Here is a 13,340-nt window from a genome sequence, read left to right as displayed (position 1 = left end):
GCGACCAACAGCATGATCGCCCAGGGCATCGACGTCGTGACCTGCCACGTCGATTCGCCCAAGGTGGTGATCGAGACCGCCGAGCGCGCCGGCATCTTCACCTGCGGCTATCACTGCAACCAGTCCAAGCTGGCGCCCAAGGGCTACCTGACTGGCGCCGAGTGGAACTGGGAGAAGGTCTACACCGACTTCGTCGAGGCGATGAAGAAGGGCCAGGCGCCGGGCAACTTCGTGCGCGGCGGCCTCAAGGCCGGGTTCGTCCGTCCCTCGCCCTACGGCCCGGCCGTGTCGGCCGAGGCGCGCACCAAGGCCGACGCCGTGAAGGCCGAGATGCTGGGCGGCAACTTCGCGATCTTCAAGGATGGCCTGAAGGACAACAAGGGCAACACGGTGGTCCCCGCCGGCACCGCCTACAGCCAGACCGAGCCCAAGCTGGAAAGCATGAACTACCTGATCGAAGGCGTCGTCGGCTCGACGTCGTAAGCCGTCCCTGGCGGGAGTAGCGCGCGGCCATGGGGCTGGCCCTCGAGCGTATTGCCGTGCCGATTCTGGCGTTGCTGGCATCGGCCTTCCTGTTCGGCCTGCTGCTGGCGATCTATGCGCGCGTCGATCCGCTGGAGGCTTTCGCCCTGATGTACCAGGGCGCCTTCGGCACCTGGTTTTCCTGGCAGAACACCTTGACCCGGGCGGCGCCGTTGATCCTCACCGCCCTGTGCACGGCGCTGCCGGCCAGGCTCGGCCTGGTGATCATCGGCAATGAAGGCGCTGTCGTCCTGGGCGGCGTGGCCGGCGCGGCCATGGGCGTCGCGCTCGCCGGCGCGCCGCCCCTCGTGGTGCAGATCGGCATGAGCGCCGCCGGCATGGCGTTGGGCGGACTGTGGGTCGCCCTCGCCGGCGCGCTCCGCCAATGGCGCGGCGTCAACGAGACGATCTCGAGCCTGCTGCTGACCTACATCGCGATCGCCTTGATGAACCACTTCGTCGAGGGGCCGCTGCGCGATCCGCAAAGCCTCAACAAGCCGTCGACCGCGTCCATCGGCGACGCCAACATGATCGGTACTATCCCGGGCATGGACGTCCATTGGGGGCTGGTGTTCGGCATCATCGCCTGCCTGCTGGTCTACGCCTTCCTGCGCTTCACGACCTGGGGCTTCGCCATGGAGGTGATCGGCGGCAACGCCAAGACCGCCCGCATGATGGGCCTGAACGTCGGCCGTTACGTGCTGCTGGCCTGCGGCGTCGGCGGCGCGGCGGCGGGCATCGCCGGCACCGTCGAGGTCGCCGCCGTGCTCGGCAAGGCCAACGCCTCGCTCGCGGTCGGCTACGGCTATGCCGGCATCCTGGTATCCTTCCTCGCCCGCCATCATCCGCTGGCGATCATCCCGGTGGCGATCCTGCTGGGCGGCATCGGCGCCAGCGGCGGTCTGCTGCAACGGCGCCTCGATCTGCCTGACGCCGCCGTCGTCGTCCTGCAGGGCATCATCTTCGTCGCCATCCTGGCCAGCGAGACGCTCTATGGCCGGCTGCTGCCGCCCAGGCAGGAGAGCTGACGATGTCCGACGGCGGGCTGGGCATCTGGGGCGTGCCGCTGGCCATGCTGGCCGGCGCCATCCGCGTCAGCACCCCGTTCCTGTTCGTGAGCATCGGCGAATGCCTCACCGAGCGCTCTGGCCGCATCAATCTCGGGCTCGAGGGCACGCTGGTGATGGGCGCCATGAGCGCCTACGGCGTGGCGCTCGGGACCGATTCACCATGGCTCGGCGTGCTGGTGGCGGCCGGCGTCGGCCTGCTGCTGGGCGCGCTCCACGCCGCGATCTGCCAACTGCCGCGAGTCAACGACATCGCCACCGGCATCGGCCTGATGCTGTTCGCCACCGGCCTCGCCTTCTTTCTCGGCAAGCCCTTCATCCAGCCCAAGGCGCCCAATCTCGGCGCCATCGACTTCGGCTGGTGGAGCGATATCCCGCAGGTGCGCCAGGCGCTGCAGGTCAACTACCTGTTCATCCTCGGTGTCGTGCTCGCCTTCGCCCTGGCCTGGGCGCTGCGCAACACGCGCTGGGGCCTGATCGTCCGCCTGGCCGGCGAGAGCGTCGACGCGGCACTCGCCATCGGCGCCTCGGTCGGCCGGGTGCGGCTGATCGCGACCTCGATCGGCGGCGCCTTCGCCGGCGTCGGCGGCGCCTTCCTGTCGCTCTACTATCCGGGCAGCTGGAACGAGGGCCTGTCGAGCGGCCAGGGCCTGATGGCCGTGGCGCTGGTCATCTTCGCCCGCTGGGATCCGATCCGCTGCCTGTGGGCGTCCCTGCTGTTCGGCGCCGCCGGCGCCATCAGCCCGGCCCTGCAGTCGATCGGCGTGACCGAGGGCTACTACCTGTTCAGCGCCGCCCCCTATGTGCTTACGCTCGCCCTGATGATCGCCACTTGCTCGCCGGCACGCAGCCTGCGTGGCGCGCCGGGCGAGCTCGGCGCCGTCAAGTGATCCCCGGCGCCCCTTCATTCTCCTCCCCAGCTCTCGCGCGGCTCGCGAAGCGAACGCGCTCATCGCTGGGGAGGTGCCCCGTCATACGGGGCGGAGGGGTCATGGGCAGCGGGACTGGGGCTCATGACTCCTCCGTCGCCGAGGTCGGCGACACCTCCCAAGCTTCGCTGGGGAGGAGAATGAGGATGCAAATGCCCTGTGCCGCGAGGAGACTGCCGTGACCAAGTTCGTCAAATCGCATCCCTATGCCTGGCCGTGGAACGGCGATCTGCGGCCGGAGAATTCCGCCCTGATCGTCATCGACATGCAGACCGATTTCTGCGGCGTCGGCGGCTATGTCGACAAGATGGGCTACGACCTGTCGCTTACCCGCGCGCCGATCGAGCCGATCAAGCGACTGCTCGCCGCCGTGCGCAAGGCCGGCTGGCATGTTTTCCATACGCGCGAAGGCCATCGCCCCGATCTCGCCGACCTGCCGGCCAACAAGCGCTGGCGCTCGCAGCAGATCGGCGCCGGCATCGGCGATCCGGGCCCGTGCGGCCGTATCCTGGTGCGCGGCGAGCCAGGGTGGGAGATCATTCCCGAGCTTGCTCCTGCCCCCGGCGAACCGGTGATCGACAAGCCGGGCAAGGGCTCGTTCTGCGCCACCGACCTCGAGCTGATGCTGCGCACGCGCGGCATTGCCAACCTCGTGCTCACCGGCATCACCACCGACGTCTGCGTGCACACCACCATGCGCGAGGCCAACGACCGCGGCTTCGAATGCCTGATCCTGCACGACTGCACCGGCGCCACCGACAAGGGCAACCACCTGGCGGCGCTCAAGATGGTCGAGATGCAGGGCGGCGTGTTCGGCGCCGTGGCCGACTCGACGGCGGTGATCGAGGCGATTGCCTGAGGGGATGCAAATGTGCCGGAGCGATGACCCTTCTCCTCCCCAGCTTCGCTGGGGAGGTGTCGCCGTCTTCGGCGACGGAGGGGTCATGAGTCATGAGAGAGGCTTGAGACTGAGGCTCATGACCCCTCCGTCCGCGATTACGCGGACACCTCCCCAAGCTCCGCTTGGGGAGGAGAATGAGAGGGGCGCCGCATGAGCGTGATCGGCGCCCTGCACTTTCCCGAGCACCACGGCGCACCGTCGCTCGAGCTGGTCGGCTTCTCCAAGCGCTTCGGCGCCCTGGCCGCGCTCGACAACGTGTCGGTGAAGGTGAATGCCGGCGCCTTCCATGCGCTGCTGGGCGAGAACGGCGCCGGCAAGAGCACGCTCGTCAAGTGCGCCATGGGCTACTACGCCGCCGACGAGGGCCAGATCCTGCTCAATGGCCGCGAGGTCGAGATCAGCCATCCCAGGCAGGCGCATGAGATGGGCCTGGGCATGGTCTACCAGCACTTCACGCTGGTGCCGAACATGACCGTGCTGGAGAATTTCGTGCTGTCGCGCGGCAAGCTGCCGCCGGTGATCGACTGGCCCACCGAGCGGCGCCTGCTCGCCGACTACTTCTCGACAACGCCGTTTGCCGTGCCGCTCGACACGCCGGTCGCCGATCTGGCCGCGGGCCAGAAGCAGAAGGCGGAGATCCTGCGCCAGCTCTATCTCAAGCGGAACCTGCTGATCCTCGACGAGCCGACCTCGGTGCTGACGCCCGACGAAGCCGACGAGGTGCTGTCGACCCTGAAGAAGCTCACGCGGGACGGCGAGATCACGATCGTCACCATCACCCACAAGTTCCGGGAGGTGAACGCCTTCTGCGACACCGTGACGGTGCTGCGGCGCGGCCAGCTGGTCGCCACCAGGCCGACCGCGGAACTGGACAACGACATGATGGCCGAGATGATGGTCGGCCGCCGCGAGAACCGCGTCGTCGTCGAGCGCGAAGCACGGCCGCCCGGCAAGCCGGTGCTGCGCCTCGAGGGCCTGAGCGTCGCCGACCATGTCGGCCAGCTCGCAATCGAGGATCTGGCCCTCGACGTCCGAGCCGGCGAGATCGTCGGCGTGGCCGGCGTCTCGGGCAATGGCCAGCGCGAGCTGGTCGAGACGCTGGCCGGCCAGCGCCATGCCCAGGCCGGCCGCATGCTGGTGCATGGCGAGCCCTACACGGCAACCCGGTCCGAGATGGTGCGCCACAAGATCGCCTGCCTGCCCGAGGAGCCGCTGCGCAACGCCTGCGTCGCCGAGATGTCGGTGGCCGAGAACATGGCGCTGCGCTCGTTCGACCAGCCGCCCGCCTCGCCCGACGGCGTGCGCCTGCGGCGCCTGCCGATGCGCGACAATCGCGTGAAGACGCCCGGCCCCGACGCGCCGATCAAGGCCCTGTCGGGCGGCAACGTGCAGCGCGCCGTGCTGGCGCGCGAGCTGTCGAGCGAGGGCGACCTGATGATCGTCGCCAACCCCTGCTTCGGTCTCGATTTCGCGGCTGCCGCCGAGATCCGCACCCGCATCGTGCAGGCGCGCAACCGCGGGGCTGCCATCCTGCTGGTCAGCGAGGACCTCGACGAGGTCCTTCAGCTTTCCGATCGCATCGTCGTCATGTTCGACGGCAAGCTCGCCCTGCAGACCGATGCCGCCCGGGCCGACGTCGGCGCCATCGGCCGCGCCATGGCGGGGCATTGAGCCTCCTTCTCGGCTCCGCCGATTCGGAGCGGAAATCCGAGAGAAACCGAATACCGCAAGGAAGTCGAGAAGACGGTCGAGCCGTTCAAGGGACTGTTGCTCGGACTGTTCTTTGTCTCCGTCGGCCTGTCTCTCGATCTGTCGCTTCTGGCCGCGAAATCGGTTCTGATCCTAGCCTGATGCTTGGGTTGATGCTGCTGAACGGCAGCATCATTTTCTGCTTGAGCAGTCTTTTCGGCGTCAGAGGAAGGGGGCCGAGGTCGACGTAGCCGACAGCGCTGAGCCGTTGGCATCAACGCCACTATTCGCGATAGCTTGGATAAATCTCACGACGACGCTCTCTGCGGTCATTCAATATGAAGCGGTTGACCCGAACTTGTGAAGACCAGTGCTCTTGTACCGAAAAAATTGGTATGGACTGTTTCAATAATCGGAGCATTGATTGGCCTTACCGCATCCCAAGCAACAAGAAAATTCGCGCCGCTGCCTCCACTCTTGTCTTTGTGCTCCACAAAGACCTCCGCAGTAGCCAATGGACCCAGCGTCTTTCCCGCCGGATACTCGCGAATAAGCTCGCCATTGCCATCATGGTAGCGGATCGAGCGAAGTGTCAGTGAGCTCTTGGGGTCTGTGTTTCGGACAGAAAGCATCGCTGACAACAGCCATCTGTCTGGCTTCCCATCGGCACTGGCGTTGCCATGAAGCACCTCGGAATAGACGAGGATGTAGACAGTCTGGCCCCGCGTGAGTGACGGCAATTCCCCAGCGACACTGGTGCCTGCAAGAGGCAGGAAAAAGCACAGCGACAGGAGGCTGTAACCGATCACATTCATATGACCTACCGAAAAAGAGGCCCGCTCAAGGAGCGGGCCAAGACGACGACAGAGAGTCAGATCCATGCCCGAAGCGGGGGCAAGGGTAATCATGGACCTGGCATGCCAACGTTCGCGACGATGGCGCGCGAAACTACCATCGCGACTCGTGCTCTTGCCAGTGGTTTATTGTCTACTGAAGCATCGACTTTCCAATTTGCCTCGATTCCAGCAGTTGGATAGGTAGTAATACCTACTCGACTCCTCCGCGTGACACCTATGGCCTTGCGGGTGATCCAATAGCCGGCGCATCCTCGCACGGAAAGCATCACCGGCTTGGCGAAGGAGGAGAGCCATTGGCTGAGGCGATCGGCAGATTCGCTGCCGGGATTGCGGCATTGAGAAGGAATGCCGGCTGGTTGCACGAGCTGGCGCCAGCCCAGTACGCCCTGATCAGCGGCGCCTTCACGGTCGCCTACCTTGGACTCGAATGGCTCACGCGGGTTCATGAGCTCGAGTCTCTCGGGATCACATTGTGGAATCCAGCCAAAGCGCTGAGCTTGGGCCTGTTGTTGATCAAAGGCGTAGCCTATGCGCCGGTGCTGTTCGTGGCGGCGTTGCTTGTCGATCTGTTCGTGTATGGAGCGGCGAAGGGGCTCGCTTCCACGATTGCAACGAGCATGGTTGTGGCGCTCGGCTACGCGGTTGTCGCCATGGCCCTGACGCGAGGCCTGGGCTTCTCGATGATGCGCACCGACCTGCGGAACGTCATCGGGCTGCTTGTCACGGTGCCCGCTGGGACATTCGCGATCGCTTCCGTCTATTGCGGCCTTCTCGTGTTGTTTGGCGACCTTCCAGCGAGCCACTACTGGAAGGCGGTGCCGTATCTTTGGGTCGGGGACACTGTCGGCATCATCATAGTTCTGCCCGTCGCCATGGCCGCCTTCGGGTCGATGCGACGTCTGCTTGATACCAAACCCGGGGCACTACTGATCGACTCGGGCATCTTTCTGGCCGGCGTCTTGATTGCGCTATGGCTGATCTTCTCCGTCGAAGGAGCCAACGACTACCATTTCTTCTATCTGTTGTTCCTCCCAGTGAGCTGGATCGCGATGCGCACCGGGTTCGCGGGAGCGGCTGCCGCCGTTTGCCTTGTCCATCTGTTGCTGCTGGCCTTCATCAGCTGGGGCGGTTATCCGGCGAGCACCTTCATGAGCTACCAGTTCCTCGTGCTGGCACTCGCCTTCAACGGGCTGTTGCTCGGTGCTGTCGTCGACGAGCGCCGGCGATCGGATGAACTCTTGCGTGAGCAGCATGCGGAGGTCGCCCGCATGGCAAGGCACGCGACCGCCGGCGCGATGGGTGTTTCGTTGGCGCATCAGATCAGCCAGCCGCTGTCGAACGTCGCTATGTACCTTCACGTCGGGCGACAGCTGCTAGCCGGCAAGCCAGAGGAGCCCGAGCCCATCGCGGACGCGCTTGAAAAGGCGACCGGTCAGCTTCGGCGGGCGAAGGACATCCTCGAACGACTGCGGGATTTCGTATCGCGCGGCACGCTTATGGCGGCGCCGACCGATCTTGGCGCCGTGACGCGGAAGGTGGTGGCGCTGGCCGAGGATGACGCAAGAGCGCACGGCGTATCAGTGCGTCTCGATGCAGCTTCCGTACCGCCCGTTACCGTGGACGCCCTTCAACTCGAGCAGGCCCTCATCAACGTAATCGACAACGCCATCGACGCCGCGGCGGAATCCACCCGCGCACCAGGATCGGTCATGGTTCGTGTGACTGCCCTGGACAAGGGTGTGCGCATCGAAATCGAGGACAACGGCCCTGGCGTGTCCGAAGCGGTGGCCAAGCACCTGTTCGAACCGTTCGTTACAACCAAACAGGCCGGCATGGGGCTCGGATTGGCACTCTCTCGCGAGTTGGTTGGCGCGCATGGAGGCACGATCGCGTGGGAGACCTTGAGACAGGATGGCGGCGCACGGTTCACCATCGAGCTTCCTTTGAGTCCAGAGAGCACGCATGGGAAATAAAGGCGTCGTCTATGTGATCGACGACGAGGCCGATGTCTGCGAGGCTCTCAAGGTCCTGCTGCATACGGCCGGCCTAGAAGGGCGCACCTATGCGTCGGCCGAGGAGTTCCTTTCGGACGTAAAGCTGAGCAGGCCAATTTGCCTGCTGGTCGATGTGCGCCTGCCGGGGATGAGCGGGCTTGAGCTGGTACATCAGCTGCAAGCAGGGCCGATCCGTCCGGTCGTGGTCATGATTACCGGCCATGGCGATGTGCCACTGGCGGTCAAGGCCATGCGGGCCGGCGCCCTTCACTTCCTGGAGAAGCCGTTTGAGCCCGCAGAGCTTCTCCAAACGCTGGAAGAAGCGCTGCAGCGTGTCAGCCAGATGGCGGTAGAGGAAGCAACCTACGCAGCGATCGAGGAAAGCTATGGCTCGCTGACGCCTCGCGAACAGGAGGTGATGGCGCTTCTTGCAGAAGGGATGCCCACAAAGCTGCTAGCCACCAAGCTTGGGATCAGCACCCGGACAGCAGAGCATCATCGCGCGGCCGTGCTCAAAAAGATGGGAGCGCGGACGGTATCGCACCTCGCCCGCATGAGCACGAGTTTGCAGGCGCGGAATCCACCTACCAGATTCTAGGCAATCATCGCAATTTCGAGGCTGCGACAGCGGACGTACTCTCGCATCCAGGCTCCGATTCCCGCCAAGCATCGCCAGTGGCGTCCGTCGAATGGCCTATCGCTCCATCGGCCTCGCCCCACCCCGCATCGTCTGGCACGACGGCCCGATCAGCCTGGCAGCGTCATGGGCGTCGGCAGCCACAGAGCGCACACACCGATTCTCGCATTCGGTGCCCTGATGTCTACGAAGTGTCTTCTTGCCCGGCAAGTGCTTCAGACGAGTCACCCTCTTGGCAAGATGCTAGTCCGCGTCCCGCTGTCTTTCGAAGCGCCCGACAATGCTCCATCCCTCCGCGGCGGAACGGGCGCGGCGCTGATCGAGACACCAGGCCGACCGGCTACGCTACATGAGTGCGGCGTTAACCCACAGATGGGTAAGGATGCTCGCGACGTAGCCCAACCCGATGGCCCAGGCCCATCGAAGATGATTGATAAACGTGTAATGGTTGCGCACCAGTCCCATCAGCGCCACGCCCGCCGCCGTGCCAATGGACACCAGACTACCGCCAACGCCCGTGCTCAAGGTGACGAGCATCCACTGGCCGCTCGACATATCCGGGTTCATGGTCAGCACCGCGAACATCAGCGGGATGTTGTCGAACGCGGCGCCCAACACGCCGATCGCGATGTTGGCGACGGTAGGCCCCACGCCGCCATAGAGGTAGTCGGACAACTGAGCGAGATAGCCTGCGACGCCAAGCCCGGCGACGGCGAAGATGACGCCGAAGAAGAACAGTAGCGTGTCCCACTCCAGACGCCTGATCTCCCGGAACGAATCGAACGCCATGTCTCGGTCGTCGCGGCGTCGCCCGATCCGCTGGAGGATGTAGGCGTACATCTGAAGATATCCGAGCCCCAGCATCATCCCGAGAGCGGGCGGCAGGCTGAAAAAGCTCTTGAACGACACCGCGGTCGCGATGGTGACTGCGAACAGCCCGATCACGCCCAGCGCACCGGGCTTGAGCCTCCTGGTTTCGCTCGCTGGTTCCGGCTTTCCTCGCGGTACGCCCAAATGCATGAGCGTTGCCGGCACGACGAAGTTCACCAACGCCGGCAGGAAGAGATGGAAGAACTCCAGGAACTCGAGCTTGCCTTTCTGCCAGACCATCAGCGAGGTGATGTCGCCGAACGGCGAGATGACGCCGCCGGCATTGGCGGCCACCACGATGATGATGCAGCCCATGACGATGAACTGGTAGCTGCCGACCCCGATGGCCACCACCACGGCGCCCATGACGAGAGCCGTCGTCAGATTGTCGATGATGGGGCCGAAGACAAACGCAAGCCCACCGACCAGCCAAAAGAGCTGCCGATAGGAGAGCCTGTTGCTGATGAGCTTGGCCCTCAGCGCGGCAAAGACGCGCCGCTCCTGCATCGTGTTCACGTACGTGATCGCCACCACGAGGAACAGCATCAGCTCGCCATATTCGAGAATCACATGCTTGGCCTCAGCCTCGAGCGCGGCACTCTGCCCATTTGCGGCATAGACGATGCCGAGCAGTGCCCAGATGAGGCCCGCAGCCAGCATGACAGGCTTCGACTTGCGCAGCTGAATGACTTCCTCGACGGCGACGAATCCGTAGGCGACAAAGAAGATCAAGAGCGCCAGATAGCCGACCGGATGTCGCGTCAGGTCGATGCGCGCGGCCGTCTCCAGGGCATGGAGAGGCGCCGGCAGGAAAGTCAAGGGAACCAGTGTCAGGGCGGCCAACAGCCACAGCCGTCCAAATTGAACCATCTAGCTTCCTGCACCCCGGCAAAACATGGCGAGCGACCGCTCTCGTCCGCGCCGCCAGCGCGGCGCTCGATTGTGTGCCGGGAAGGAAGAACATGTAATGAGTATTACTTCCCAGCGACTATTGGCAGAAAGTACCTAGGAACACTGACCGAATGATCGAGAACGCATCCCTGTAAGAATCCGATCGAGATGGTGCGCCACAAGATCGCCTGCCTGCCCGAGGAGCCGCTGCGCAACGCCTGCGTCGCCGAGATGTCGGTGGCCGAGAACATGGCGCTGCGCTCGTTCGACCAGCCGCCCGCCTCGCCCGACGGCGTGCGCCTGCGGCGCCTGCCGATGCGCGACATGGCGCGCCGCCTGATCGAGGCCTATCGCGTGAAGACGCCCGGCCCCGACGCGCCGATCAAGGCCCTGTCGGGCGGCAACGTGCAGCGCGCCGTGCTGGCGCGCGAGCTGTCGGGCGAGGGTGAGGTCGTTCGGCTGATTGGCAGAGCTCGGGTCGCTCACAACGCTAGTCGCGCAGCTCCAACCGACGTTCGATCTGCTCGACACGCTCGACCAGTCTGTCGAAACGCACCCCAGCGTCCGCGTCGTCGACGCCGCGCTGCGCGAGCGCCTGCTCGATGCGACCGAGTCGACGCGTATGCTCGGACTGTGTCGCCTTGATGTCGGCAACGTCGCGGCTAATCGTCCTGAGAATTTCAAGCATCAGCTCGGACATGTCGGCAAGATAGGTTTTCGAATCCGGGCACGCAAGCGCTCGAGCCGACCAGAGACCATACGGAGCGCCCGCCAATTGGGCGGGACAGAACAGCCCGGCGGACCCGATCAGGGCCGGGGGCGGTTGCCAATCGGCTATCCGTGCCTATGGTGGCCGTAGCCCACAGAGGGGCGCCCCTTGCCGATGTCCATTATCGCGCACGCGTATCAGGCGTGCCGGATCAGCCAACTGTCCTCCATCAGATCGTGGAGGCGGTGCGATCGGCGTCGAACGGCCAGCCTGGCCCCAATCTTCCGGCGACCCTCACGCGATCCCGCTGAACGCTCGACTGGAGCGCTCCAATCCTTCATCCCGAATTGGCAGGCAGCGAGCCAACGGCGCCGCGCCTGTCCTCGCGCCTTGCATGGACCGACCGCAAAAACTCATCGCCGACCGCAACGGTCTCCGTCGATGGGCCGGTTGCGGTCGGCCAACCCCTTGATTCAAAAGGGTCCGAACGCACCGAACGCAACGAACGCAAAAATGCAGGGTTGTTCTTTTTGTCGAAAGGAGGAGCGCCTTTGCCGGTTACCTAGAGGTTTCTCTCAAAGACAACTCGCCGCGAAGACGGGAGCGCTTCGTCCCAGCTCCGCCGCGACGGTGAAGGATCGGGCTGGGGTTGTGCACGGCTTTCAGGCTATTCTGTCCCCACGCCACCTTAGCGGTGGTGAACGGCCCCTCTCGTCTCTAACAAAGGCTCTGCCATGGAGCCCATGAACAAGTCATCGAACGTCACGCGCCTTCCCGGTACCGAAGACATCCGGCTGCGCGAGCCCCCGCACAATTTCGAAGCCGAGCAGGCGCTGCTTGGCGCGATCCTCGTGAACAACGCCGCCTACCATCGGGTCGCCGAGTTCCTCAAGGGCGAGCACTTCGCCGATCCGCTGCACGGCAAGCTGTTCGATTCCCTGGCGCGCCTGATCGAGCGCGGCCAGATCGTGAGCGCGGTCACGCTCAAGACCTATGTCGAGAGCGACGAGACCATGAAGGAGGCCGGTGGAGCTGCCTACCTGGCCGGTCTCGCCGCGGCATCGGTCCACGTGATCGATGCCGGCGATTTCGGCCGCATGGTCCACGACCTCTTCCTGCTGCGTCAGTTGATCACGCTCGGCGAGGACGTCGTCAACGGCGCCTTCAAGCCGACGCTCGACGCAACGGCGCTGGAGCAGATCGAGGTCGCGGAAAAGAAGCTCTACGACCTGGCGAGCGCCGGCCAGACCGACGGCGGCTTCAAGCCGTTCCGGACCGCGCTGACCGAGGCCATGGTGGCGGCCGAGGCGGCCTACAGCCGCGCCGGGCAGCTCACCGGCGTGGCGACGGGGCTGTTCCAGCTCGACCAGCTGCTGGGCGGTCTGCACAAGTCGGATCTCATCATCCTGGCCGGCCGGCCGTCGATGGGAAAGACCGCGCTCGCCACCAACATGGCGTTCAACGCCGTCAAGGCCTACCGCGAGGAGCATGGGCCGGACGGCAGGCCGGTGGCGGTCGACGGCGCGGTGGTCGGCTTCTTCTCGCTCGAGATGTCGGCCGAGCAGCTCGCCAACCGCATTCTCTCCGAGCAGGCCGAGATCTCCTCCGAGAAGATCCGCAAGGGCGAGCTGATCAGCAGCGATTTCGACAAGGTCCTCGCCGTCAGCCAGCAGCTCGAGCATCTCAACCTCTTCATCGACGACACCCCTGCCCTGACGATTGCCGCCTTGCGCACGCGCGCCCGACGGCTGAAGCGGACGCGTGGTCTCGGCCTGCTGGTCGTCGATTACCTGCAGCTCCTCAACCCGTCGGGCCGCTCGCGCCAGGAGAACCGCGTCCAGGAGATCTCCGAGATCACCCGCGGGCTGAAGACCCTGGCCAAGGAGCTCGACGTGCCAGTGCTGGCCCTGTCGCAGCTCAGCCGCGCCGTCGAGCAGCGCGAGGACAAGCGGCCCCAGCTCGCCGACCTGCGCGAGTCCGGCTCGATCGAGCAGGACGCCGACGTCGTCATGTTCGTCTATCGCGAGGAGTATTATCTGACTCGCTCCGAGCCGACGCGCCGGGCCGAGGAGAGCGACCAGCGCTTCAACGAGCGCCACGATGCCTGGAAGCAGCGCTGCGAGCAGACCTACGGCAAGGCCGAGGTGATCGTCGCCAAGCAGCGTCACGGGCCGACCGGCATCGTGCGGCTGGCCTTCGAGGGCTCGATCACCAAGTTCGACAATCTGCCGGCCGACGAGGAGCGGCCGCTCGGGCCGGCGTTCTAGGCGCGGA

The 13,340-nt window shown here is 65.0% G+C and carries 13 protein-coding genes; 9 read left to right on the top strand and 4 right to left on the bottom strand.

Annotation, left to right across the window (positions count from 1 at the left end; translation table 11 throughout):
- From ACILR9_RS13795 to ACILR9_RS13770, 6 genes are all read left to right on the top strand, one after another.
- Positions 1 to 483: BMP family ABC transporter substrate-binding protein (locus ACILR9_RS13795; RefSeq protein WP_395710504.1), on the top strand; the 483-nt coding region annotated here is incomplete at its 5' end.
- Positions 484 to 512: 29 nt separating this feature from the next.
- A complete protein-coding gene (locus tag ACILR9_RS13790) occupies positions 513 to 1,550 on the top strand; it encodes an ABC transporter permease (protein WP_395710503.1) in 1,038 nt (345 codons plus the stop codon).
- Positions 1,551 to 1,552: 2 nt separating this feature from the next.
- Positions 1,553 to 2,479 (top strand): ABC transporter permease, encoded by a 927-nt coding sequence (locus ACILR9_RS13785; RefSeq protein ID WP_395710502.1) that lies wholly within the window; start codon positions 1,553 to 1,555, stop codon positions 2,477 to 2,479.
- Between the two features lie 217 nt (positions 2,480 to 2,696).
- Positions 2,697 to 3,377, top strand: coding sequence for a cysteine hydrolase family protein (locus ACILR9_RS13780; protein ID WP_395710501.1), 681 nt, complete (start codon positions 2,697 to 2,699; stop codon positions 3,375 to 3,377).
- A gap of 192 nt (positions 3,378 to 3,569) precedes the next feature.
- The gene (locus ACILR9_RS13775) at positions 3,570 to 5,090 is read left to right on the top strand and encodes an ABC transporter ATP-binding protein (RefSeq protein WP_395710500.1); all 1,521 of its coding nucleotides are present in this window, start codon (positions 3,570 to 3,572) and stop codon (positions 5,088 to 5,090) included.
- A gap of 96 nt (positions 5,091 to 5,186) precedes the next feature.
- On the top strand, positions 5,187 to 5,270 hold the full coding sequence (locus ACILR9_RS13770) for a hypothetical protein (protein WP_395710508.1): 84 nt from the start codon (positions 5,187 to 5,189) through the stop codon (positions 5,268 to 5,270).
- A gap of 167 nt (positions 5,271 to 5,437) precedes the next feature.
- On the opposite strand, the gene ACILR9_RS13765 is transcribed toward ACILR9_RS13770, so the two are convergent.
- Positions 5,438 to 6,016: a DUF3124 domain-containing protein gene (locus tag ACILR9_RS13765; protein WP_395710499.1), complete on the bottom strand. Its 579-nt coding sequence runs from the start codon at positions 6,014 to 6,016 to the stop codon at positions 5,438 to 5,440.
- A 242-nt stretch (positions 6,017 to 6,258) separates the two neighbouring features.
- Between ACILR9_RS13765 and ACILR9_RS13760 the strand changes: the two genes are divergently transcribed.
- Positions 6,259 to 7,938: an ATP-binding protein gene (locus ACILR9_RS13760; RefSeq protein WP_395710498.1), complete on the top strand. Its 1,680-nt coding sequence runs from the start codon at positions 6,259 to 6,261 to the stop codon at positions 7,936 to 7,938.
- The gene (locus tag ACILR9_RS13755) at positions 7,928 to 8,557 is read left to right on the top strand and encodes a response regulator transcription factor (protein WP_395710497.1); all 630 of its coding nucleotides are present in this window, start codon (positions 7,928 to 7,930) and stop codon (positions 8,555 to 8,557) included. The genes ACILR9_RS13760 and ACILR9_RS13755 overlap by 11 nt, the downstream gene beginning before the upstream one ends.
- Positions 8,558 to 8,941: 384 nt before the next feature.
- On the opposite strand, the gene nhaD is transcribed toward ACILR9_RS13755, so the two are convergent.
- The 3 genes from nhaD to ACILR9_RS13740 all read right to left on the bottom strand — a co-directional run bounded on the left by nhaD (position 8,942) and on the right by ACILR9_RS13740 (position 11,057).
- The gene (nhaD, locus tag ACILR9_RS13750) at positions 8,942 to 10,336 is read right to left on the bottom strand and encodes a sodium:proton antiporter NhaD (protein WP_395710496.1); all 1,395 of its coding nucleotides are present in this window, start codon (positions 10,334 to 10,336) and stop codon (positions 8,942 to 8,944) included.
- A gap of 104 nt (positions 10,337 to 10,440) precedes the next feature.
- Positions 10,441 to 10,683: a hypothetical protein gene (locus tag ACILR9_RS13745; protein ID WP_395710495.1), complete on the bottom strand. Its 243-nt coding sequence runs from the start codon at positions 10,681 to 10,683 to the stop codon at positions 10,441 to 10,443.
- A 164-nt stretch (positions 10,684 to 10,847) separates the two neighbouring features.
- Positions 10,848 to 11,057 (bottom strand): hypothetical protein, encoded by a 210-nt coding sequence (locus ACILR9_RS13740; protein ID WP_395710494.1) that lies wholly within the window; start codon positions 11,055 to 11,057, stop codon positions 10,848 to 10,850.
- A gap of 752 nt (positions 11,058 to 11,809) precedes the next feature.
- On the opposite strand from ACILR9_RS13740, the gene ACILR9_RS13735 reads away from it, so the two are divergent.
- Positions 11,810 to 13,333 carry a replicative DNA helicase gene (locus tag ACILR9_RS13735; protein WP_395710493.1) on the top strand — a complete coding sequence of 508 codons (1,524 nt, stop codon included), beginning with the start codon at positions 11,810 to 11,812 and terminating at the stop codon, positions 13,331 to 13,333.
- Positions 13,334 to 13,340: the final 7 nt, after the last annotated feature.

This window comes from Reyranella sp. (assembly GCF_044224635.1).
GTDB lineage: Bacteria > Pseudomonadota > Alphaproteobacteria > Reyranellales > Reyranellaceae > Reyranella.
Note: the sequence above shows the minus strand (reverse complement) of the source record. Positions and strands in the feature narration are given on the sequence as shown.